This window comes from Mesorhizobium sp. USDA 4132, assembly GCF_056279545.1.
Window position 1 is genome coordinate 43,626 of sequence record NZ_JBWCCP010000002.1, and the last position, 20,125, is coordinate 63,750.

24 protein-coding genes are annotated in these 20,125 nt (G+C 63.0%); 13 read left to right on the top strand and 11 right to left on the bottom strand.

Translation table 11 applies throughout. The annotated features are described in order from the left end of the window. Nucleotides 1-392: 392 nt before the first annotated feature. From repB to ACZ9IU_RS22980, 3 genes are all read right to left on the bottom strand, one after another. The gene (repB, locus tag ACZ9IU_RS22970; protein WP_040125667.1) at nt 393-1,463 is read right to left on the bottom strand and encodes a plasmid partitioning protein RepB; all 1,071 of its coding nucleotides are present in this window, start codon (nt 1,461-1,463) and stop codon (nt 393-395) included. A 34-nt stretch (nt 1,464-1,497) separates the two neighbouring features. Then, nucleotides 1,498-2,763, bottom strand: coding sequence for a plasmid partitioning protein RepA (gene repA, locus ACZ9IU_RS22975; protein ID WP_040125666.1), 1,266 nt, complete (start codon nt 2,761-2,763; stop codon nt 1,498-1,500). 438 nt (nt 2,764-3,201) lie between these two features. Continuing rightward, nucleotides 3,202-3,957, bottom strand: coding sequence for a CPBP family intramembrane glutamic endopeptidase (locus ACZ9IU_RS22980; RefSeq protein ID WP_040123987.1), 756 nt, complete (start codon nt 3,955-3,957; stop codon nt 3,202-3,204). A 237-nt stretch (nt 3,958-4,194) separates the two neighbouring features. On the opposite strand from ACZ9IU_RS22980, the gene ACZ9IU_RS22985 reads away from it, so the two are divergent. After that, the gene (locus ACZ9IU_RS22985) at nt 4,195-4,458 is read left to right on the top strand and encodes a sunset domain-containing protein (RefSeq protein ID WP_040123986.1); all 264 of its coding nucleotides are present in this window, start codon (nt 4,195-4,197) and stop codon (nt 4,456-4,458) included. On the opposite strand, the gene ACZ9IU_RS22990 is transcribed toward ACZ9IU_RS22985, so the two are convergent. Both ACZ9IU_RS22990 and ACZ9IU_RS22995 read right to left on the bottom strand, forming a co-directional pair. After that, entirely contained in the window at nt 4,455-4,730 is a 276-nt protein-coding gene (locus ACZ9IU_RS22990; protein ID WP_051900277.1) for a WGR domain-containing protein, read from the bottom strand. The two genes, ACZ9IU_RS22985 and ACZ9IU_RS22990, sit on opposite strands and share 4 nt — an antisense overlap. 85 nt (nt 4,731-4,815) lie before the next feature. Further along, nucleotides 4,816-5,571 carry an IclR family transcriptional regulator gene (locus ACZ9IU_RS22995; protein ID WP_040123984.1) on the bottom strand — a complete coding sequence of 252 codons (756 nt, stop codon included), beginning with the start codon at nt 5,569-5,571 and terminating at the stop codon, nt 4,816-4,818. A 191-nt stretch (nt 5,572-5,762) separates the two neighbouring features. Here ACZ9IU_RS22995 and ACZ9IU_RS23000 point away from each other — a divergent pair, with 191 nt between their 5' ends. The 6 genes from ACZ9IU_RS23000 (at nt 5,763) to ACZ9IU_RS23025 (ending at nt 9,670) form a co-directional block, all read left to right on the top strand. Then, nucleotides 5,763-6,485, top strand: a complete 723-nt coding sequence (locus ACZ9IU_RS23000; RefSeq protein ID WP_040123983.1) for a 3-oxoacid CoA-transferase subunit A — start codon at nt 5,763-5,765, stop codon at nt 6,483-6,485. After that, nucleotides 6,482-7,171, top strand: a complete 690-nt coding sequence (locus tag ACZ9IU_RS23005; protein ID WP_040123981.1) for a CoA transferase subunit B — start codon at nt 6,482-6,484, stop codon at nt 7,169-7,171. Before ACZ9IU_RS23000 ends, ACZ9IU_RS23005 begins: the two co-directional genes overlap by 4 nt. 11 nt (nt 7,172-7,182) lie before the next feature. Next, entirely contained in the window at nt 7,183-8,388 is a 1,206-nt protein-coding gene (pcaF, locus tag ACZ9IU_RS23010; RefSeq protein ID WP_040123979.1) for a 3-oxoadipyl-CoA thiolase, read from the top strand. Between the two features lie 87 nt (nt 8,389-8,475). Continuing rightward, nucleotides 8,476-8,730 carry a type II toxin-antitoxin system HicA family toxin gene (locus ACZ9IU_RS23015; RefSeq protein WP_040123978.1) on the top strand — a complete coding sequence of 85 codons (255 nt, stop codon included), beginning with the start codon at nt 8,476-8,478 and terminating at the stop codon, nt 8,728-8,730. Then, nucleotides 8,727-9,062 (top strand): type II toxin-antitoxin system HicB family antitoxin, encoded by a 336-nt coding sequence (locus tag ACZ9IU_RS23020; protein ID WP_040123976.1) that lies wholly within the window; start codon nt 8,727-8,729, stop codon nt 9,060-9,062. The genes ACZ9IU_RS23015 and ACZ9IU_RS23020 overlap by 4 nt, the downstream gene beginning before the upstream one ends. Nucleotides 9,063-9,202: 140 nt before the next feature. Then, complete coding sequence (locus ACZ9IU_RS23025) at nt 9,203-9,670, top strand: group III truncated hemoglobin (RefSeq protein WP_040123974.1); 468 nt, start codon at nt 9,203-9,205, stop codon at nt 9,668-9,670. A gap of 21 nt (nt 9,671-9,691) precedes the next feature. On the opposite strand, the gene recX is transcribed toward ACZ9IU_RS23025, so the two are convergent. The 3 genes from recX to ACZ9IU_RS23040 all read right to left on the bottom strand — a co-directional run bounded on the left by recX (nt 9,692) and on the right by ACZ9IU_RS23040 (nt 12,726). Next, nucleotides 9,692-10,246: a recombination regulator RecX gene (recX, locus tag ACZ9IU_RS23030; protein WP_040123972.1), complete on the bottom strand. Its 555-nt coding sequence runs from the start codon at nt 10,244-10,246 to the stop codon at nt 9,692-9,694. Nucleotides 10,247-10,352: 106 nt separating this feature from the next. Next, the gene (locus ACZ9IU_RS23035; RefSeq protein ID WP_040123970.1) at nt 10,353-11,075 is read right to left on the bottom strand and encodes a L,D-transpeptidase; all 723 of its coding nucleotides are present in this window, start codon (nt 11,073-11,075) and stop codon (nt 10,353-10,355) included. Nucleotides 11,076-11,196: 121 nt separating this feature from the next. Beyond that, nucleotides 11,197-12,726, bottom strand: a complete 1,530-nt coding sequence (locus ACZ9IU_RS23040) for a S10 family peptidase (RefSeq protein ID WP_040123968.1) — start codon at nt 12,724-12,726, stop codon at nt 11,197-11,199. Between the two features lie 274 nt (nt 12,727-13,000). Between ACZ9IU_RS23040 and ACZ9IU_RS23045 the strand changes: the two genes are divergently transcribed. From ACZ9IU_RS23045 to ACZ9IU_RS23070, 6 genes are all read left to right on the top strand, one after another. Continuing rightward, complete coding sequence (locus ACZ9IU_RS23045; protein WP_051900276.1) at nt 13,001-13,909, top strand: DUF1403 family protein; 909 nt, start codon at nt 13,001-13,003, stop codon at nt 13,907-13,909. Nucleotides 13,910-13,911: 2 nt separating this feature from the next. Then, entirely contained in the window at nt 13,912-14,556 is a 645-nt protein-coding gene (gene scpB / locus ACZ9IU_RS23050) for an SMC-Scp complex subunit ScpB (RefSeq protein ID WP_040123964.1), read from the top strand. A gap of 76 nt (nt 14,557-14,632) precedes the next feature. Beyond that, nucleotides 14,633-15,001, top strand: coding sequence for an antitoxin Xre/MbcA/ParS toxin-binding domain-containing protein (locus ACZ9IU_RS23055; RefSeq protein ID WP_040123962.1), 369 nt, complete (start codon nt 14,633-14,635; stop codon nt 14,999-15,001). Beyond that, a complete protein-coding gene (locus ACZ9IU_RS23060) occupies nt 14,994-15,509 on the top strand; it encodes an RES family NAD+ phosphorylase (protein ID WP_040123961.1) in 516 nt (171 codons plus the stop codon). Before ACZ9IU_RS23055 ends, ACZ9IU_RS23060 begins: the two co-directional genes overlap by 8 nt. Before the next feature lie 176 nt (nt 15,510-15,685). Next, the gene (locus ACZ9IU_RS23065) at nt 15,686-17,392 is read left to right on the top strand and encodes a sensor histidine kinase (RefSeq protein WP_040123960.1); all 1,707 of its coding nucleotides are present in this window, start codon (nt 15,686-15,688) and stop codon (nt 17,390-17,392) included. Nucleotides 17,393-17,403: 11 nt separating this feature from the next. Then, complete coding sequence (locus ACZ9IU_RS23070) at nt 17,404-17,805, top strand: response regulator (RefSeq protein ID WP_040123958.1); 402 nt, start codon at nt 17,404-17,406, stop codon at nt 17,803-17,805. 39 nt (nt 17,806-17,844) lie between these two features. Here ACZ9IU_RS23070 and ACZ9IU_RS23075 read toward each other — a convergent pair whose 3' ends face one another. The 3 genes from ACZ9IU_RS23075 to ACZ9IU_RS23085 all read right to left on the bottom strand — a co-directional run bounded on the left by ACZ9IU_RS23075 (nt 17,845) and on the right by ACZ9IU_RS23085 (nt 20,053). Further along, the gene (locus tag ACZ9IU_RS23075; protein WP_040123957.1) at nt 17,845-19,101 is read right to left on the bottom strand and encodes an RNA polymerase sigma factor; all 1,257 of its coding nucleotides are present in this window, start codon (nt 19,099-19,101) and stop codon (nt 17,845-17,847) included. A gap of 5 nt (nt 19,102-19,106) precedes the next feature. Next, nucleotides 19,107-19,448 carry a YciI family protein gene (locus tag ACZ9IU_RS23080; protein WP_040123956.1) on the bottom strand — a complete coding sequence of 114 codons (342 nt, stop codon included), beginning with the start codon at nt 19,446-19,448 and terminating at the stop codon, nt 19,107-19,109. Between the two features lie 113 nt (nt 19,449-19,561). Then, the gene (locus ACZ9IU_RS23085) at nt 19,562-20,053 is read right to left on the bottom strand and encodes a MarR family winged helix-turn-helix transcriptional regulator (RefSeq protein WP_040123955.1); all 492 of its coding nucleotides are present in this window, start codon (nt 20,051-20,053) and stop codon (nt 19,562-19,564) included. Between the last annotated feature and the right edge of the window lie 72 nt (nt 20,054-20,125).

The following is a 20,125-nucleotide window of genomic DNA, read 5'->3' on the forward strand; positions in this document are numbered from 1 at the left end:
CGTCCTCCTTGCGGCCCCCAGCCCATCACAGCCTGTGGGATATATCGGGGACATTGGAACCAACAGTCAACGGGTGACGATAGCCTCAAATCCCAATCGCTTCCGTTTTCGTCGACCGGACGTCCTGGCCAGAAATTCCAGCTCCAGTCCGGGTTACTTTACGGATCTATGTATACAATTTCGCCGTCAACAGCGTTTCTCACGGAAAACGGCCCCTCAAATCGATCGGCGCCGATCAAAATTTGCGCGCCTGAAGAAAACCCGCATGAAAAACGGAATTCCCCACCCGGCCAGGAAAGTCGCCGGCCAGCCCTATTTCCCTCCATACCCTTATACTAGCAATAGGTCTGTATACATTGCCTGTCAATATTAGCCTTTAGCGTGACGAGACGTCAGGCCTTGTCGGCTGACCGATCCGCGACAAACCGCTCGTAACGTTCAGCCAGCAGGGCCGCCGCCTCGTCGATGAACGCGGCGTCGACATCCGGCGAAAACTCGATACGCCGAACCCTGCCGTCGCGCCTGATGCGGGCGAAAACCTTGCCGCTCCCGTCCTTAAGCTCTTTCGGCTTCGGCGCCTCCGGTTTGATCCGGCGCAACAGCCGGTCGAACAGGAACTGGAAGCGCTGATCGCTGCCGGCCGCCTGGAACCGCTGGAAATGGATCTCGTCATGGGCGGCGTTCTGGGCAGCGCCCGATTGCAGCATTTCGCCGAGCTTCATCCACCGGTCACGGCCGGCCTTTGGTGCCGGGCCGATGATGCGGATGAAGTTTTCCGGAATGCCGTCCACCACCTGCATCAGGCGCGACAATTCGCTCTTCTGCACCGCGAGCGCATCGCCGATCACCTTGCGGTCGAAACCCCGGCTTGCGAGGTTTTTGGCAAACAATCCGCGCTCGATGAAGGTGAGGTTGCGGCGTTCGGCATTTTCCTTGCCCTGCGCCAGCACCAGTTCGTCGTCGGACAGCGGCCGGACGATCGCCTTGACCTCGATCCCCAGGCGGGCGGCGGCGCGCACGCGGCGGTGGCCGTAGGCGGTCTGGTAACGGCCGTTCTTGTCCGGATGCGGGCGCAGCAGCACCGGCACCTGCTGTCCGCTCTCGCGGATGCTGTCGATCAGGGCTGCGAAATCCTCGTCATCGCGATCGTCGAGCCGCAGCCGATCCTCGATGAAAGAGGAATCGATCTTGTCCGGATGGACATTGACGACGCGTTCGCCGTCACTGAGCGCCTGGCGCAGCGCCCGCGCCTCATCCGCATCGCGGGTCATGGTGCCAAGCGACAGGCCCATCGCCTTGACGGCCCCGGATGCGCTGCGGGGCGGCGGCGCCCCCTCCCCCGCCGCAACCGGGCCGGTTTCGGCTTCGGGCATGGATTTGGTTTCAGGCGCACGGGCCGGCTCGCTCGGTGCAAGTCCTCCCGCAAACAGCGCCCTCAACTCGTTCTTGCGGCTTCCAGCCATCGTCATCGCCTTCTCTTGATGTCCTGCTTGCGCCTCACCATCCCCAGGCGGAGTGGATCAGAGCCTCGACCTCGCCGTTGACGGCATTCATTGCTTCCACGGCCCGGTCATAAGTGGTGCGGGTGAAATTCTCGCGGCCGACCTCGTAGAGCGTCTGCTTGGTGAGGCCGGCATCCGATACCGCTGTCGATTTCAGCATCGGCGCGGTCAGCACCCGTTCGCCGAACAGCGAACGCATGAAACCGACGATCTGCGCCTGCGGCCCGTCGTTCGGCTCAAACCGGGTGACGAGATAGCGCAGGAAATCGAAATTCAGGGTGCCGCCCGCCTCGCGCACCACCGACAGCAGGTCGGAGGTCATGAACAGGAACTGGTTCATCGACGCGACGTCGAGCATCTGCGGATGCACGGTGACGACGACCGAGGTGGAGGCGCAGAGCGCCGACAGCGTCAGGTAACCGAGCTGCGGCGGGCAGTCGATCACCACCACGTCGTAATCGGCCTCAACCGTCTGGATGGCCGCCTGGATGCGGGCGAAGAACAGCGGCCCGGCGTCCTGGCCTTCCTGCCGGCGTGCCAGCGCCTGCGGCGTCACATGCTCGAATTCCTGCAGCTCGATATTGCCGGGGATGATATCGACGCCCGGGAAATAGGTGCCGCGGATGATGTCCGAAAGCGGACGCTGCTCGGCATCGTAGCGGATTGCGCCGTAAAGCGTGTCGTTGCCGGTGAGATCCAGCTCCGGCTGATAACCGAACAGTGCAGAGAGCGAAGCCTGCGGATCGAGATCGATCGCCAGCACCCGGTGGCCGGTCAGGCCGAGATATTGCGCCAGATGCACGGCGGACGTGGTCTTGCCGGAACCACCCTTAAAATTGGTGACCGAGATGACCTGCAGATGTTCGCCGCGGGCGCTGTCGCGATGCGGCAGATAGGAACGCGCCTTGGCATGGTTGCCTTTGGCGAGCGCCTGGTCGGCGAGATAGTGGCGGAGCGCATTGATATCGGCGAGCGAATAGAAGCGCCGTCCGCCGGCACCGGTTTCCGGCTGGGGCCCCTCCCCTGCCAAAGACAGCTGGCGCAGGTAACCGTCGGAGACGCCGATCAGCTTGGCGGCTTCGCCGGAAGAAAAGGCTCTCAGCGTTTTCATCGAGGCCGGTGGGAAAAGCCGCTCGCGCATCGCCTTCAGCTGTTCGGACAGCGCTCGCGCATCCCTGGCGATCGCCTCGTCGGCGAGCATCCGCGGCTTGGCCGCGACGTCCGCGCTGAGAGCGCCCGATTTTTTCGCCGATACCGCCATGGGTTCTTCCTCATTCGTGCCGACCATGCCCTGCTCCTTTTTGGACCACCGGAGACAGGATAGGCCTCCGATGTGAAGCCGGGTTGACCGGGCAGCGATTCTTTTACCGATTTCTACGGTAGGCGACCGAATTAACAGGCTGAGCGCCCGGTTACGCTTAAACGGAAATTCTTCGCCTCCCGCCGTTACCAACGTGGGCGACACGGCGATTCGCGTCAAGGATTTTTTGGTTAACAAGACATTAAGCGTGGTCATCCGTCGTTTTCCCCGGCATTTGCTGGATGCAAGCATAACCTGCCGGAAACGGGCGGGGACGAAACTATTTCATCGCTCGTGCTCTCAAATCCAGGGCAATAACATCAGGGATTATTCTCAACCCCATCATCAAGTTGACAGCTGTCAACTGCCGATCGCCTTCGGATATCTTGCGGCCGTTCGTCAACCAACTGCGACGTCCGGCATGGCCGCAAGAGCCTTCTTCCGCAGCAGGAACAGCCCATAGATCGGAAGGGGAACGACGAGGGCGATGAAGAGCAGTTGGCTCCAGAACACGCCCTCCCCGCTCAACCTCAGCAGCGTGAGGCAATAGCTCCAAACCGCATGCAGCAGGATGCCGGGATAAAGCGAGCCGGTTCTGACGCGGATTGCCGAGAACAGAATGCTCAGCAGGAAGCCGAGGATCGTATCGGCAACCCCTTGTTCCCAGGCGCCGTACCAGATCCAGACGGGGAACCAGGCGATGCCGGCGAAAATGCCCGATATCCACGTCGTCTTGAGGGCCGAATAGCGGGATCGCAATCCCGCAAACAGGATGCCCCGGAACATCAGTTCCTGCGAGGCCGCTCCAAGCGTCGTCGAGACAAGCAGCGAGGATGCCAGCGCGATCGAGGGAAGGCCGGACCAGGCCGCCAGCAGCAGGAAGCAGACGGCATAAAGACCTGGCAGCCATACCAGCAGCAGCGAACGCCCGGAAATCGGCGCGGTAAGGCCGACTTCCCGGCTGTCGAACAGAGCCGACATGCCGATCAGGAAAATGACGGCGTAGAGCAATGCCTTCGGAATGGAAATGCCGCCGAGATCGAAGGAAGGCTCACCGACAAGCGCCAGAAGCGCACCTGCAAGCCACCCGATCAGCGCCCAGCCGAACAGGATCAAAAGCGACAGCCTCAAACGGTTACCGGTTATGCGCTTCATGATCCCTCCCCAGGGCAGGCGTCCCCTGACGTTTCGGTTAGACCATCAATCGCCGGCAACGGCCATAGAGGCTCACCCGCCATCCCCAAGGATCATGCGGAGGCGAGTTGACAGCTGTCAACCTGCCCGTTGCTCAAGGACGTCTGTCGAGATGCAACGTCACGTCTCAGCCCTCAATTGCTAAAACTCGAGCGACCAGGGGAAGAGGATATAAGAACCGGGCCGCTATATTCGGCCATGAGCAAATTTCCGCTTCTGGTAGTCGCCGCCTCACACGCCGCTTTCACCACGACTGGCGGCTACGCAATTGCGCCCCGCGAGTGGTACGACCCCGCCTGCAACATCAAAGGTAATGTCTCCACCAACTCCCGGGAACGAATCTTTCATGTTCCCGGACAGCTGGATTACAACGCCACTATTATTAGCAGGCAATACGGAGAGCGATGGTTCTGCAGCGAAGATGAGGCACGGTCAGCGGGCTGGCGTAAGGCTACCCGCTAAAGGGTGGGCTCGAGTTGACAGCTGTCAACCTGGCTCCGCCGCTGCCGATAACCGCGCTTCACCTTGCTGCGGACAAGCGCGACCAGCCGGCGTTCCGCCTCCTGCCGCGAGCCGAACAGATCGATGCGGAAACGCCCCTTGGTGCCGATGCGGCCCCAGTTGCGGGTGAGCGCTGCGCCATCGAAAAGATCGGGCTCGACGGTAAGCACGTAGAAGCGGGCCATGTTGCGGGCGGGGTCGCGGCGCGTGAGGAGAAGCGGTTCGCTGGTCATGCCGGCAGAATCGCAAGTCCGGATTCTGCCGTCCAACGACATGATTGAATCGATCCGGCCTCATCGATTCACGGCGCTGATGGGTTCAGCGCAGCAGCGATTTCAGAAGCCTTGCAACGCCCTTCAGCGGCTCCAGGTAACGCTCGGCCATTTCGGCCGCGGGGACGCTGGCCGCCGGCGCGCCGATATTGATCGCGGCGACCACCCGGCCGCGATCGTTTTCGAGCGGCACCGCGATCGAACAGAGGCCGAGCTCCAGTTCCTGATCGATGACCGCAAAACCCCGTTCGCGGACGCGGGCAAGCTCCTCCATCAGCCGGATGGGGTCGGTCAGCGTGCGGGGCGTGAAGGATTTGAGGTTGCTCTGTTTCAGGAGCGCCAGGCTTTCGCCGTCGGGCATGGCCGCGAGCAGGACGCGGCCCATCGAGGCGCAATAGGCGGGGAGGCGGCTGCCGGGCATCAGGTTGATCGACATCACCCGCTTCTGCGAGGCGCGGGCGATATAAACGACCTCGGTGCCATCGAGCACGCTTGCGGATGCGCTCTGGTGAACCTCCTCGGCGAGCTTGTCGAGAAAAGGCTGGACAATGTGGGGCAGGGGGGTGGCGGAGAGATAGGCATGACCGAGCCGCAAAATCTTCGGCGTCAGCACGAAGAATTTTCCATCATAATCGGCATAACCAAGTTCGGCCAAGGTGAGCAGGCAGCGGCGGGCCGTCGCCCGATCGAGCCCCGTCGCCTTCGCCACATCGGCGATCGCCAGCCGCGGCGTGGTCTCGCCAAAAGCCTCGATGACCTTCAGGCCTCGCGCGAATCCGCTGACGAAATCCGTTTCCTGCATGGTTTCTCCCTGAACCTTGTCGAGGCAATGCAAAGCAACTGCCTCCGCATTCCCGGCCCGCACGATATGTGCGATATGCGAACAAAGATCAATTACCGCACATATTCCTTGCTGTCCATCCCGCGCTGATCTATCTCTTGCCCTGAGCAAGGCGGTCACCTCCGCCGAGTATAGCGAAGGAGATATCCCGTATGGACAAGACAATCGGGAGCACGGCGGAAGCCGTCTCCGAGATCGGTGATGGCGCGACCATCATGATCGGCGGTTTTGGCGGATCGGGGGCGCCGATCGAGCTGATCCACGCCCTGATCGACAAGGGTATCAAGGACGTGACCGTCATCAACAACAATGCCGGCAACGGCCGCATCGGCATTGCCGCGATGATCGACGCGGGCATGGTCAGGAAGATGATCTGCTCGTTTCCGAAATCCTCGGATCCGCGCGCCTTCACCGACCGTTATCTCGCGGGCCAGATCGAACTCGAACTGGTGCCCCAGGGCACGCTTGCCGAGCGCATCCGCGCCGGCGGCGCCGGCATCCCGGCCTTCTACACGCCGACCGCCTACGGCACCGAACTTGCCAACGGCAAGGTAATCGCCGAGTTCGACGGCCGCCATTATGTCCAGGAACGCTGGCTGAAGGCGGATTTCGCCATCGTCAAGGCTCAGCTCGGCGATCCACTGGGCAACCTCACCTACAACAAGGCCGGTCGCAACTTTAACCCGCTGATGTGCATGGCCGCCGCCAAGACGATCGTGCAGGTGTCGAAGATCGTGCCCCCAGGCGGCATCGATCCCGAACATGTCGTGACGCCCGGCATCTTCATCGACCGCGTCGTCGAGGTCGCAGACCCGCAGCAGGAAGAAGAGCTCATCCGAGCCGGAGTGGCCTACGCCCCAGGAGCCCAGGCATGACCGTCGATACGCGCGAAGACATCAAGCTTTCCAACGCCCAGATCGCCTGGCGCGCCGCCCAGGACATAAAGGATGGCGCCTATGTGAACCTCGGCATCGGTTTTCCGGAAATGGTCGCCCGCTACCAGCCGCCCGGCCGCGAGGCGATCTTCCACACCGAAAACGGCATCCTCAATTTCGGCGAAGCGCCGGCTGAAGGCGAGGAGGACTGGGACCTGATCAACGCCGGCAAGAAGGCCGTGACGCTGAAGCCGGGCGCCGCCTTCTTCCACCATGCCGACAGCTTTGCCATGGTGCGCGGCGGCCATCTCGACGTTGCTATATTGGGCGCGCTGCAGGTGGCCCAGAACGGCGACCTCGCCAACTGGCGGGTCGGCTCCAAGGGCGTACCGGCCGTCGGCGGCGCCATGGACCTCGTGCACGGCGCCAAGCAGGTCTGTGTCATCACCGAACACGTTACCAAGAACGGCGATCCGAAATTAGTTGAAGCTTGTACCTTTCCGCTGACCGGCGTTGCCTGTATCACTCGGGTCTATACGAGCCATGCCGTCGTCGACATCGTCGAGAAGCATTTCGTCCTGCGCGAAAAGCTGGCCGGCATGACAGTCGAGGAACTGCAGGCCATGACCGGCGCGCGCCTCCATATCGATGGACCGATCGCCGATCTCGTCGTGCCGAAACTGTGAGAGAGAAGATCATGACCGAAGCCTATATCTGCGATTATATCCGCACCCCGATCGGCCGTTTCGGCGGCTCGCTCTCTTCCGTTCGTGCCGACGATCTTGGCGCCATCCCCTTGAAAGCGTTGATGGAACGTAACGCGTCCGTCGATTGGGAAGGGGTTGCCGATGTCATCTACGGCTGCGCCAACCAGGCCGGCGAGGACAACCGTAACGTCGCGCGCATGTCGGCGCTGCTTGCCGGCCTGCCGGTCTCGCTCGGCGGCACCACCATGAACCGCCTCTGCGGTTCGGGCATGGATGCGGTCATCACCGCTGCCCGCGCCATCAAGGCCGGCGAGGCCGAACTGATGATCGCCGGCGGCGTCGAAAGCATGTCCAGGGCACCCTTCGTGATGCCGAAGGCCGATACCGCGTTCTCGCGCAATGCCGAGATCTACGACACCACGATCGGCTGGCGTTTCGTCAACCCGCTGATGAAGAAGCAGTATGGCGTCGATTCCATGCCGGAAACCGGCGACAACGTGGCGATCGACTACAAAGTTTCCCGCGAGGACCAGGACGCGTTTGCCGTGCGCAGCCAGGCGAAAGCCTCGGCAGCTCAGGAGAACGGCCGCCTCGCCAAGGAAATCACCTCGGTGACCATCCCGCAGCGGAAGGGCGATCCGGTGGTCGTTGCGAAGGACGAACATCCCCGCGCAACCAACATGGAGGCGCTCGCCAAGCTCCGGGTATTGAACAAGATCGAGGGCGCGACGGTGACCGCCGGCAACGCGTCGGGCGTCAACGACGGGGCCGCGGCCCTGATCATCGCGTCGGAAGTGGCGGCGAAGAAGTATGGATTGACCCCGATCGCTCGCATCATGGGCGGCGCCACTGCCGGTGTTCCGCCGCGCATCATGGGCATCGGCCCGGCGCCGGCCACCCAGAAGCTCTGCGCCCGTCTCGGCATCTCGCCGAAGGATTTTGACGTGATCGAGCTCAACGAAGCCTTTGCAAGCCAGGGCATCGCCGTCCTGCGCGAACTCGGCCTCCAGGAAGACGCCGAACATATCAACCCGAACGGCGGCGCGATCGCGCTTGGCCACCCGCTCGGCATGTCCGGCGCCCGCATTTCCGGCACCGCAGCGCTCGAACTGTCGCTCCGCAAGGGCAGATACGCACTCGCCACGATGTGCATCGGCGTCGGGCAGGGGATCGCGGTGGCGCTGGAGCGCGTGTAGCATCCGTTTCTCACCCTCTGTCATGAATCGCGGCTGGCATTGTTGCCGGCCTCTTTATTTTGGTACTATACAGTGGTACCATTCAGCATGAAGAAACGCCATCGCGCCACGCTTGAGCTGATCTATGCAAGGCCCGCGAGCGGTTCGATCCGATGGGTGGATATCGAGGCCATGTTCGTAGCGCTTGGTGCGGACGTGACCGAGCGGGAGGGATCCCGGATCGGCGTGGTGCTGTTCGGCGAGGTCAGGGTATTTCATCGCCCACATCCATCGCCCGATACGGACAAAGGCGCGGTCGCCAGCATTCGAAAATGGCTCGAAAGCCATGGAGTGAAACCATGAGGAACGTCATCGAAATCGAAGGCCATAAAGCGGTTGTCTCACTTGATCCGGAGATCGGCATGTTTCGCGGGGAGTTCCTCGGCCTGAATGGCGGCGCCGACTTCTACTCCGACAGTCTCGATGGCCTGATGTCGGAGGGTCAAAAGTCGCTCCAGACCTTCCTTGAAATCTGCAAGGAAAAGGGGATTGAGCCTTTTCGCTCGTTTTCGGGGCGATTTAACGTCCGGCTCGATCCGCGCACCCATGAAGCGGCCGTCATCGCCGCTACCGCCAACGATCAAAGCCTCAACGAATGGCTTGCCGAGACAATCGCGACCGCAGCACGGTCGTAGTGGCACCGCTCGCGCAAGTTTGACATTGCCGCCCATTTTCACCTGACACATCGTCGCAACCGGGCGTCAGGGCTTGGGTCCGGCATCCGCAGGGCCTATATGAGACGGGCCGCAAATGCGGCGGAACCCAAGGTTTTGAGATGAGTGACGAATTGCAGGGGCGCGCGGCGCATGTCGCGGCCATCCGTGAACGCGCAGAAGCGCAGATGAAGGCGATCGGTGTCGATGATACCTTCATCGACAAGCTGGTCGATACGTTTTACGGCCGCGTGCTGACGCATCCGGAACTGGGACCCGTCTTCGACGCGCGGCTTTCCGGACGCTGGCCGGAGCATATGGCGAAAATGAAGAGCTTCTGGTCCTCCGTCGCCTTCCGCAACGGTGCCTATGGCGGAAAGCCGGTCCAGGCGCATGCAGGCGTCGCCAACATGCGCCCTGAGCTTTTCCCGAAATGGCTGGAGCTGTTTGCCGCGACACTGGATGACATGGCTCCGAGCCCCGAGGCGAAAGCCTGGTTCATGACAACGGCCGAGCGCATCGCAAAAAGCCTGACGCTGTCGCTCTTCTACAATCCGGCGCTCGACGACCCGGCGCTCAAGCAGGCCTGACGGCCGGCGGCGCCCTGGCGCCTAGAGGTCGCGGCCCGCATCCAGCGCTTCCTCGGCCTCATCGAGTGACATCCCGAAGATTCTCTTGCCGATATCGAAGCTGAAACCGGCCCTGGCGAAGGCGGAGAACTCCTTTGCCTTGCGTTTTTCGTCGAGCTCGCCCCTGCGGAACGGCCCGAAGGCGCGTTTGCGGGCAAGGATGAGGGCCGCACGGAAATCGTCCGCCTCGGCAATCGCGGCCGCCACCGTGCTGCTCGCCACGCCCTTCTGCGACAGTTTCTGGGCAATGGCCCGTCTGGACCTGCCGCCGCGCATGCCCGAGCGAGTGCTCATCTCGGCAAAGGCGGCATCATCCAGCGCCTTGTTGTCATAGGCGAATTTCACCGCGAACTCGGCGACCGCCCTGACCTGGACCTCGCCGATATCCTCGAATTTCTCGCGTGCCTTGCGCGCTATGGCATCGAAGAGCTGCTTTTCCGTGTGCATGCGCCGGTTTATGCGATAGATCGTCGAATTGCGCGCCCATGACAGCATGCGCGGCGTCGGTGCATCGGATTGCTGCGTCTCGTCGTCCAGATCCAGTTTAAGCCTCCGCCCGCTTTTACCGCCGCTTCCCGCAATGCGGCGCCGGACCTCTTACATCATGCCGCCGCAGCGAAACAATATCGTCGCAGCCGCCGCGTCATACGACCGGAGCAGCCTTCAACACATCCTGATGCACGACGATCCGGGCGTGGTAGGGGACGCGCGCATAGAGATCCATGACGTCCTGGTTGACCAGGCGCACACAGCCCGACGACGAAGCCTTGCCGATGGAAGCCCATTCCGGCGAGCCATGCAGGCGGTAGAGCGTATCCTGGCCGTTCTGGAAGATGTAGAGCGCCCGCGCACCGAGCGGGTTCTTGACGCCCGGATCCATGCCGCCGTTCTCGATGGAGAATTTCTTGAGGCTCGGCTGGCGCGCGACCATCTCGTTCGGCGGTTTCCAGCGCGGCCAGGGCTGGCGCCAGTGGATGACGCCTTCGCCCTGCCAAGCAAAACCGTCCTTGCCGATGCCGACGCCGTAACGCATCGCCGTGCCGCCGGGCTCCACCACGTAGAGAAAACGGCCAGGCGTATCGACGACCACCGTGCCTGGTAGTTCTCCGGTCGGATCGACCACGCGCTGGCGATAATATTTCGGGTCGATCTGCTTGTAGGGGATCGCCGGCAGGAGATGGCCGCTGTCCTCGACGGCGGCGTATCGGGCCTGCAATTCAGCTTCGCTCGGAGGCTCGATCGGGCGGCGGGCCATTTCCGGAACCGGAGCCCGTTCAGTGGTGGTGGCGCAGCCGGCAAGCGTCGCGGCCATCGAGACGGAGCCAATTACGAAGGCGCGCCGCGACATCTGGTATTCGCTGGTCATGGACCCAAAGATCTTTCTGAAAATCAACGTATGTCAGCTAGTAGCGGTTTCGAGCCCGGACCAGCAAGGCGCGACGCATTCACATCACGGTGACCTTTCCGTCATCGAACAGCCGGCGAATTCAATCCGTCGCCCTGGCCTCGTAAAACGCCCTGACGTCGCCTGCAAAACTCCTGCGCGAATCCGGCCTGGTGTAGAACATGTGCCCGCCGCGATAGACCTTGAGTTCGGCACGGCCGGCAGCGAGTTCGGGCGGCAGGTGGTCGATGACGTAGCGGCTGGCGCCGTAAGGTGTCAGCGCGTCGCTATAGCCGTGGGCGATCATCAGCTTGAAGGTTGGGATGACCGAAAGCAGGTCGCGGATATCGGTGCTGGCGCTGGCGAGCGAGCGCGAATCTCCGCCACGGCTGCCGTTCCACTCCCAGCGGCGGTTCACCTCCTCGTTCAGCAGCGAATAGGTCATTTCGCTCGCAAACCCGAGCTCGTTGCGGGCATAGGCGGCAAAGGCCGCGCCATAGGCGCGCGTGTAACCTTCGAGGATCGGGTCGTCGTTGCGGGTGACGGCATCTTCCGGATAGGCATCCGGCACCGCGTAGGCAGCGTCATAGGGGCTGACGATCTTTCCCGGCCCCCCCATCTGCTTGGCATAAACATCGCCCACGAAACCGCGGGTGCGGACGACGATGTCCTTCGGAATGCCGGTGAGTTCGGAAACCCGGCCATAGAGCGTATCGGCCGCCTGGCCGGTAGGGGAGGGGCCGGCAAGCCCAACGAGATAGTCACCGATGGCAAAACGCTCGGCATCGGCAAGCTTTTCCGGCGTGAACTGGTTGCGGCGCTCCATCTCGGCTGCGGCGAGCGAGGGAAGCTGAAGCGCCGCACTCAGGGGATCATCCGAATTGGCAAGGAAGCGGCCTTCGACCAGCGGCGACAGCATGATGATGCCCGAAGCCAGCATCCCCTGACTGTTCTTCAAAGACACGGCGACCTTGGCGGCGCGAAAACCGCCATAACTCTCGCCGAGCAGGTATTTCGGCGCATCGAGCCGGTTGTTCTTCTGGACGTAGAGCGCGATCGCCTTGGAGAGGCTGTCGGCATCCTGCCGCACGCCGTAATAGCCGCCGGCCGCGTCGTTGCTGGCGGCGCGGCTCCAGCCGGTACCGACCGGATCGATCAGCACGAGATCGGTGAACGCGAGCCAGCTTTCGGGGTTATCCTTCAGCCGGGGCGTCGTGCCATTGTCACCGGTTGCGCCAAATTCCAGGATCTTCGGGCCGACCAGGCCGAGATGCAGATAAGCGGAGGCGGCGCCCGGGCCGCCGTTGAAGGCGAAGGTGAGCGGCCGGCCCGACGTTCTGTTCTTCGCGATATAGGCGGTGTAGAAGATCTTCGCCGAGCGGTTGCCGTCCTGGCCGAACAGATCGAGCGTGCCGGCTGTCGCGGTATAGGGGAGATCGCCGGAAGGCGCCTTGAAGACATGTTCGGTGGTGGAATCGGCCGGGATCAGGCTGAAGATGCCACCACCGGCACCCTGCTCCGTCTGGCGGCCGCGCTCGCGGTTCTCGTCACCGCCGCGCGGCTGTTGGGCCCAGGCCGGTCCCGAAAGCACCGGCGCTGAGAGGGCAAGGACTACGGCGAGAGATGCAATCATCCGATGGAACGTCAAACTGAAATCCTCCTTGGCCAGCCGCACCCTATGTAGGGCGGCGCGCCGATCCGCAAAATTCAACTCCTATTGATCGACGGGGGCAGGAGCCTCGGCTCGTCGATTTTCAGCGTTTTCGCAGCGCGTCCTGCAAATAACGGTGCAAATCCGCAGCCGACGGTGCGGATTGCTGCGCGATCGGTGGCCACAAGCGCACATAAAATTTACGCTCGCGCCCATGATTCCCAAGGCCGTATCACAGAAGACGCCGTTTCAGCCCATGCCGGCAGCTCGCTGGGCAGGTCCCCAGACCTTTGCCGCGGACACCGCGGATGCCGCATTCATGGCGGGTGGCGCGCTCTATCCGCTCGACCAGATCGTTCGGGCCGAACCGGATTGGGCGGGCGCCTGGCGGCAGCGGCTGGCGCTGAAATGCGCGGCGGCGGCTGTACGGCTTGCGGGGCGTTCGGAAGACGAGGCCGGGCTGCGCGATGCCTGGCTGCTGCGCAGGCCGGGAGATGATCCCGGTCCCGCCGGGCAGATCCTTTCGGCCTGGAAGCGGCTTGCCTCGCGTTCGTCCGCGCTCGATGCGGACATGCTGCAGACGGTAGCCGCCATGCTCGGCATCAAATGGGACGAGCCGCTGGCAACGCTCGCGCAGGTTTTTGACGACCTCGGCCTCGCCGGATCGGCCGCGCCGTTCGCGGCCGCCGCGATCATCCGCGAAACGCACGCGATCCGCCCGGATGCCGAAGCGCTGGGCTGGTGGCTTGCCGATCTCCTTCTGGCGCAGAAGCTGCGCTGGCCCGTGCCGGTGCCGCTGCTGATGAGCCAGCGCTTTTCTTCGGTGTTCCGCGCCGAAGGCGGGCGCGGCCGCCTCCGGCCCGGCGAAGAGGGGTTCGATCGGGCGATCTGCCTTGCCCTGGTGCATGCCGCGGCCGAAGCCGGCCGGCTGGCGGCAGACATTGCCCGGCGCGCCGAGCGGCTTGCCGTTGTCACGCCAAAGCTGCGTGCGAAAGGAGCGGAGGACGGGCTACGCCTGCTGCTCTCCGATGACGCCGTGTCGGGCTCGCTGCAAACGCCGAACCTTTCCCGTTTTGCGTCGCGCAGGCTGTTCGAGCGGCTGCAGCAGCTGGAAGCGGTGCGCGAGCTTTCCGGCCGCCCCACCTTCCGCATCTATGGGCTCTGAGCATGGCGAAGCGTGCGCGGCAAATCGTCATCGACAAGGAGCTTCTCCACCTGACGCAGGAGGAGCGGCATCGCCAATGGGCGGCGCGGGTGGAGGCGGTGATCTTTGCCTCTTCCGAGCCCGTCACCCGGAAAGCGTTGGAGCGGGTCGTCGGAAAGGACTGCGATATCGAAGCGATCATCGAGGAGATCCGCGAGTCGCTCGGCGGCCGGCCTTATGAACTCGTCGCAGTCGCCGGCGGCTGGCAGCACCGTACCCGGCCGGAATTTGCCGATGTTATCCATGCCTCCGGTGCCGCCAACGCACCGCCCGCGGATCTGACCGATCACCAGGCGCTGGTGCTGATGACGATCGGCTATTTCCAGCCGGTGACGCGCGCCGAGATCTCGAAGATTTTCGGCCGCGAGGTGAGCCGCGATACGATCGCGACGCTGCGGCAGCTCGGTTTCCTCGCCTCCGGCCCGCGCAGCCCGACCCCCGGTGCGCCCTATACCTATATCACCACGCCGGCCTTCCTCACCGCCTTCGGTTTCGACACCCTGCGCGACCTGCCGGATACGGAAATGCTGGAGGATGCCGGGTTGCTGACCCGCAAGCTGCCGGTCGACGATTTCGTCGAGCCCGAACTGGAAGAAGACGACGATTAGCGGCAGCGCTTGAAATGCGCGGAAATTGCGCTCATATTGAGCAATAGATGATCAAAATTGGATCAGGACTATTCTCATGGCTCATGCTTTTGAAATCGGCGCCGCCGCTTTCCGTGAACAGCAATCCGCGCTTCTGTCGGCGCGGCGGGTGTCCGATCTGCTCGGACTGACCCAGGCGGAACTTGCGAAACTGATCGGTGTCGCCCGCAACACGCTGACGGCCAAAAGCGGCGCCCGCAAGGTCGATCTGGCGCTCTCCCCGGTCGTGCGCATCCTGGCGATGGCGAGCGAGATGGCCGGCGACGAGAACCGCGCGGCGATCTGGTTCAAGCACCAGCCTATCCCGGGTTGGGCCGGCAAGACGGCTTACGACCTCGTCGGCGAAGGCAAGGCCGACAAGGTGCTCGCCTATCTGGAGGCGGTGCGCTCCGGCGTTTATGCCTGAATTGGCCCCGGAATCAGGCATCCTCTGGCGTGCCTATGTGCCGCGCTGGGCGCATGCGCCGCTTTCCGGCGACGGCGCTGCCCGTTTTGGCGGACGCTGGAACCCGGTTGGCGCAGCGACCATCTATGCGGCGCGCGAGCTCTCTACCGCCTGGGCGGAGTATAATCAGGGTTTCGTCCAGCATCCGGCCCTGATCGCCCAGCTTCGGCTCGACGGCGCGCGGCTCGCCGATCTGACCAGCCCTGAGGTTCTGTCCGGTCTCGGTGTCGACGAGACCATCCACCGCTGCGAATGGCGAGCCGATCTCGATGCCGGCCGGATACCGGCGACGCATCTCCTCGCAGAGAGGTTGCTCGATGATGGCCGGGACGGCGTCATCTATCCGTCATTCATGTCGCCGGGCGGAACCTGCGTCGCCCTCTGGCGCTGGAACGGCAAGGACCAGCCGAAACTCACGGTCACCGACCCCGACGGGCGGTTGCCGAAAAACCCGGCTTCCTGGTTGTAGTCGGGGAAAGGGAGGTCGTTTCTTTCCCGGAGTGTCGGTTCGACTACCGGGACGACCATCGCCGCCTGACGCCACACCCACAGCTGTATGGAAAATACTCCGTTCAACCTTGGCATTTAAAATTTAGCGGAATGTAATGTTTTGGATGCATGATGGGCCGAGAGAAAGCGGTGCCCATGCAGCAGAACATCCGTATCACATCGCACGTCACGATCGTGCTGACATTGCTGACGGCCCTGACAGCGCTGCTTCTCGCCGGGTTCATGTGGCTTGCCTCGGTCAAGGTGGACGATTTCTCCTTGACCCGGCAGAAGGGCTACGTCGAACAGGGCCTCGACGAGCAGGTAAAAGCCGTACAGCATGAACTGGAAAGCGTCACCGTCTGGAACGACGCGGTCCTGCTTGTCGCCAAGGACGATCACCCATGGATTGCCGAGAATATCGGTATGTGGATGCACAAATATTTCAGTCATGACCGCACTTACGTGTTCAACGAGCGGGACGAGCTGGTCTTTGCGATGCGGGACGGCGAGGATATTGCGGCCCCGACCTTTCTCGGCGATGAAAAGGCCGTGGCGGCCTTGCGGGAAGACATCCGGGCGGTGCTCCACAAACGGACCGCACCCGGCGATTCCAATCCCCCGGTGCTTGCCGAAATTTTCGCGGAAAAGATCCTCTCGATCGCCGGCCGGCCCGCTGTCGTCAGCGCAAGGCTGATCGTCCCGAGCAGCGACGAGATCTCGCTCGACCCCGGCAAGGAATTCATCACGGTTGCCGTGAGATTCCTGGATGCCAGCGCGGTCGAGAAAATCGCCCGTTACGCCCGGATCGAGACGCTGCATTTTACCACCGACACGGCCCAATCGACTGCAGCCATTCCAGTCATCGCCACTGATGGCTCGATGCTGGGATATATGGCTTGGCAGCCCATCCGGCCGGGCCTGATGCTTATCGAGCAGATCGCTCCGGTCGGCATTGCCTGTATCGTCGTGGCCATGGGCGTGGTGATCTTTCTGGGCCGGGGGCTGCGCAAGACAACCCTCGACCTGTCCGAGAGCCGTTTGGCACTGATGCGCCATCGCGACCAGCTCGAAGAGAGCGTCAGGCTGCGGACGACGGAGATCGAGCGCCAGCGGGAGGAACTCGACAGGCTTTTGGCGCAAGAGCGGCATGTGAACGCCCTGCAGCGTCAGTTCGTCACCATGGCTTCCCATGAGTTCCGCACGCCGCTTGCCATCATCGATGCCGCGGCACAGCGCCTGTCGCGCACGAAAACAACCCAGAAGCCCGAATATGTGGAAGAGAAGTCGGCCCAGATCCGCGCCGCCGTGCTGCGCATGGTCGACCTGATGGAGAGCATCCTGTCGGCGGGCCGGCTCGAGACGGGCAAGACGACGCTGAAGCCGGAACGCCTCTCGTTGGCGGAAATCATCGAATCCTGCTGCGCCCGACAGATGGACGTTCGCAAATCCCACAGGATTCACCGGGACCTCTCGCATCTGCCGCAGACGATCCTTGCCGATCGCACAACGATCGAACAGGTCTTCACCAACCTGCTTTCGAATGCCGTCAAATATGCCCCCCAGGCGCCGGACATCCATATCCGTACCTCGACGAAGAACGGCATGTCCTATGTATCGATCCAGGATGCCGGCATCGGCATGGATGCCGAGGACCTGCCGAAGCTTTTCCAGCCCTATTACCGGGCCCGCAGCGCGACCGGGATCGCCGGCACCGGCATCGGCCTCAACCTCGTCAAGCAGATCGTCGACCTGCATGGCGGTTCAATCTCGGTCGAGAGCGTGCTCGGCCGGGGAACAACATTCACGGTGGCGCTCCCGAACAAGGGACCGCTCGCAAATCTCATCAAACGTGCAGCTTAGGGAAGAGCAGGATGATTACCGTACTATGCATCGACGACGAAGCGGATATCCGCCAGCTCATCGTTGAAGAACTGACGGACGCCGGGTTTGCAACTCTGGAGGCCGCCAATGGGCAGGAGGGGCTGGAGGCCATCCTGTCCTATTGGCCGGACATCGTCATCTGCGACATTTCGATGCCCGTCATGGACGGTCACCAGCTCCTGGCAGAAATCCAGATGAACCACGCCGAGCTTTTCAACATCCCCTTCATCCTGCTGTCGGCCTTGACCGACAAGGACAATGTGTTGACCGGACTGCGGGCAGGGGCGGCGGACTATCTGACCAAGCCGATCGATTTCGACCTTCTGCTGGCCAAGCTCGCCGGCTGCATCGCGCGCCTCGAGAACGACCGGGCGGTCGGCCGGGCACTTTGATCTCAAGGCAAGGCCAGGAAGTTCCTCTCCCGGCCCGGCTCAGGACGTAACCGCGAGTCCCAACCGGCGACCTGCCAGGAATCGGCGGATCGCCGGGTCCGTTTCGAGACCGATGGCGCGCTCATAGGCGGCATCGGCTTCCTGTCTTCGGCCGCAGCGGGAAAGCAGGTCGGCGCGGGCGGCCCAATAGGGCTGGTAGTCGGCAAGGCGCTGGTCGCCGTTGACCGCATCGAGCACCGCGAGCCCTTTTTCCACGCTTCGGCCGCTTGCGATCACCACGGCGCGGTTGACGGCAACGACCGGCGAGCCGGTCAACGCCCCCAGATGGTCGTAAAGCGTTTCGAGGATCGCCCAATCGGGCTGACGGCCGAAACGGCGGATCGCATGGGCAGACTGTACAGCCGCTTCCAGTTGATAGCGACCTATCCTTCCGCGATGACTGGCGGTGAGCAGGATGTCTTCGGCCTCGTCGATCAGCGTCCTGTCCCAGGCGGTCGGGTCCTGTTCGTCGAGCGCTACATAATCGCCGGCCTCGGTCCGCCGCGCGCCGCGCCGGGCTTCAAGATGCAGCATCAGTGCCAGCAGGCCGAGCGCTTCCGGCTCGTCGGGCAGCATCACGGCCACCAGCCGGCCAAGCCAGATCGCCTCCTCCGCCAAAACGCGGCGACGGGACGGGGCGGCAGCCGGGTCGATCCAGCCTTCGGTGAAGGCCGCATAGATCGCCTCCAGAACCGCATCCAGCCGTTCGCTCATGTCGGCGCGTTCGGGCAGGCGGAAGGCGATACCGGCGTCGCGGATCTTGGTTTTGGCACGGACCAGCCGCTGCCCCATGGTGGCCGGCGGGACCAGGAAGGTGCTGGCGATCGTCGCCGCGTCGAAGCCGAGAATGGTCTGCAGGATCAGCGGCCCACGCATCCGGGCGTCGATCGCCGGATGGGCGCAGGCGAACATCAGCCGCAGCCGCTCATCCGGGATTTCCGCCTGCTGCTGATCGGAAAGCTCGTCGGACAGCAGTTTCAGATGCTCCGCAGCAGCGGCGCGCGTGCCCCCGCGCCTCATCGCATCGAGCTGCCTTCGGCGGGCGACGGTCAGCAGCCAGGCTTCGGGATTTTTCGGAATGCCTGCATGAGGCCAATCGGAAAGCGCCGAAGCGAAGGCTTCCGACAGCGCATCCTCCGCACCCGCCAGATCGCGGGTGCGGGCGGCGAGGAAGGCGACGAGCCGGCCGTAGGACTGGCGGGCGACGCGCTCGGCCTCGCCGGAAACCTCGTCCAAAACCTCGCCGCCGCCGACCATCGGCGTCACATCACCCACATCGGGCGCACTTCGATCGCGCCGTTGATCGCTCCCGGGCATTTCGCTGCCCATTCGAGCGCGGCGTCGAGATCCGGCACGTCGATGATGTAAAAGCCGCCCAGCTGTTCCTTGGTGTCGGCATAGGGCCCATCCAGCACCTCGGTCTTGTTGCCCGTGACCCGCACCGTGCTTGCGGTCTCGGAAACCTGCAGCCTGTCGCCGCCGACAAGCGCGCCGGATTTCTTCAGCGCTTCGGCATAAGCAATATAGGGGGCGGAATGGGCGCCGCTCTTGGCGTCGGCAGCGAACAATGCTTCGTCGCGATAGATCATCAGCATGTATTTCATGGCTTTTCTCCGTGTGTGCCGCAGCCCGTCATCGGCCTGCTACACCAATGTCGTTCGAGAATAAGCCCGTTCGACACAGCCTGCGAAAAATCTATCGCCGGCCGTGCATTTTGTCAGTCTCCCTTGGGGATCTCGTCGCGCTCGCGAAGATTGCGGGCGACCAGCCGACAAAGCTCGCGGAGCTGCTGGTAGCTTTCCTGGGGCAGGAAGGAAAAGACGTCCCGCTCGACGGCATCGGCTGCCGCGTCGCAGGCCTTGATCATCCGCTTGCCCTCGGTCGTCAGGCTCATGCGCAGGATGCGACGGTTGGCCGGGTCTTCCTTGCGGGTGATGAGATTGCGGCGCTGCAGGCCACCGATCAGCTCGTTCATCGTCTGCGGCGTCACGAAGAAGCGACGCGAAAGTTCCGCTGAGGACAGTCCTTCGCGGCTGCCGATAACGCTCAGCACCGTATATTGAATGCCGGTCATCTGCAGCGCCGAAAGCGCCACTTCCAGCCGGCTGCGGACGGCATGATTTGCCTGGTTCAGGAAGTAGATCGCCCGGGGCTGCTGCATCACCCAATCGCCGGTGCTTGCTTCTTCGGGCCTGACGTCTTCAGCCATCACGATGCGGTGACCTTCTTTAAACGGTTATATGAGCGGGGTAGCGGAGAAAGTGCAACGGCACAAGTCGCG

Bases quoted from the DNA above. Each gene is read 5' to 3' on its own strand.
- repB (WP_040125667.1), bottom strand. From the start codon at position 1,463: ATGGCTGGAAGCCGCAAGAACGAGTTGAGGGCGCTGTTTGCGGGAGGA.
- repA (WP_040125666.1), bottom strand. From the start codon at position 2,763: ATGGCGGTATCGGCGAAAAAATCGGGCGCTCTCAGCGCGGACGTCGCG.
- ACZ9IU_RS22980 (WP_040123987.1), bottom strand. From the start codon at position 3,957: ATGAAGCGCATAACCGGTAACCGTTTGAGGCTGTCGCTTTTGATCCTG.
- ACZ9IU_RS22985 (WP_040123986.1), top strand. From the start codon at position 4,195: ATGAGCAAATTTCCGCTTCTGGTAGTCGCCGCCTCACACGCCGCTTTC.
- ACZ9IU_RS22990 (WP_051900277.1), bottom strand. From the start codon at position 4,730: ATGACCAGCGAACCGCTTCTCCTCACGCGCCGCGACCCCGCCCGCAAC.
- ACZ9IU_RS22995 (WP_040123984.1), bottom strand. From the start codon at position 5,571: ATGCAGGAAACGGATTTCGTCAGCGGATTCGCGCGAGGCCTGAAGGTC.
- ACZ9IU_RS23000 (WP_040123983.1), top strand. From the start codon at position 5,763: ATGGACAAGACAATCGGGAGCACGGCGGAAGCCGTCTCCGAGATCGGT.
- ACZ9IU_RS23005 (WP_040123981.1), top strand. From the start codon at position 6,482: ATGACCGTCGATACGCGCGAAGACATCAAGCTTTCCAACGCCCAGATC.
- pcaF (WP_040123979.1), top strand. From the start codon at position 7,183: ATGACCGAAGCCTATATCTGCGATTATATCCGCACCCCGATCGGCCGT.
- ACZ9IU_RS23015 (WP_040123978.1), top strand. From the start codon at position 8,476: ATGAAGAAACGCCATCGCGCCACGCTTGAGCTGATCTATGCAAGGCCC.
- ACZ9IU_RS23020 (WP_040123976.1), top strand. From the start codon at position 8,727: ATGAGGAACGTCATCGAAATCGAAGGCCATAAAGCGGTTGTCTCACTT.
- ACZ9IU_RS23025 (WP_040123974.1), top strand. From the start codon at position 9,203: ATGAGTGACGAATTGCAGGGGCGCGCGGCGCATGTCGCGGCCATCCGT.
- ACZ9IU_RS23035 (WP_040123970.1), bottom strand. From the start codon at position 11,075: ATGACCAGCGAATACCAGATGTCGCGGCGCGCCTTCGTAATTGGCTCC.
- ACZ9IU_RS23040 (WP_040123968.1), bottom strand. From the start codon at position 12,726: ATGATTGCATCTCTCGCCGTAGTCCTTGCCCTCTCAGCGCCGGTGCTT.
- ACZ9IU_RS23045 (WP_051900276.1), top strand. From the start codon at position 13,001: ATGCCGGCAGCTCGCTGGGCAGGTCCCCAGACCTTTGCCGCGGACACC.
- scpB (WP_040123964.1), top strand. From the start codon at position 13,912: ATGGCGAAGCGTGCGCGGCAAATCGTCATCGACAAGGAGCTTCTCCAC.
- ACZ9IU_RS23055 (WP_040123962.1), top strand. From the start codon at position 14,633: ATGGCTCATGCTTTTGAAATCGGCGCCGCCGCTTTCCGTGAACAGCAA.
- ACZ9IU_RS23060 (WP_040123961.1), top strand. From the start codon at position 14,994: ATGCCTGAATTGGCCCCGGAATCAGGCATCCTCTGGCGTGCCTATGTG.
- ACZ9IU_RS23065 (WP_040123960.1), top strand. From the start codon at position 15,686: ATGCAGCAGAACATCCGTATCACATCGCACGTCACGATCGTGCTGACA.
- ACZ9IU_RS23070 (WP_040123958.1), top strand. From the start codon at position 17,404: ATGATTACCGTACTATGCATCGACGACGAAGCGGATATCCGCCAGCTC.
- ACZ9IU_RS23075 (WP_040123957.1), bottom strand. From the start codon at position 19,101: ATGGTCGGCGGCGGCGAGGTTTTGGACGAGGTTTCCGGCGAGGCCGAG.
- ACZ9IU_RS23080 (WP_040123956.1), bottom strand. From the start codon at position 19,448: ATGAAATACATGCTGATGATCTATCGCGACGAAGCATTGTTCGCTGCC.
- ACZ9IU_RS23085 (WP_040123955.1), bottom strand. From the start codon at position 20,053: ATGGCTGAAGACGTCAGGCCCGAAGAAGCAAGCACCGGCGATTGGGTG.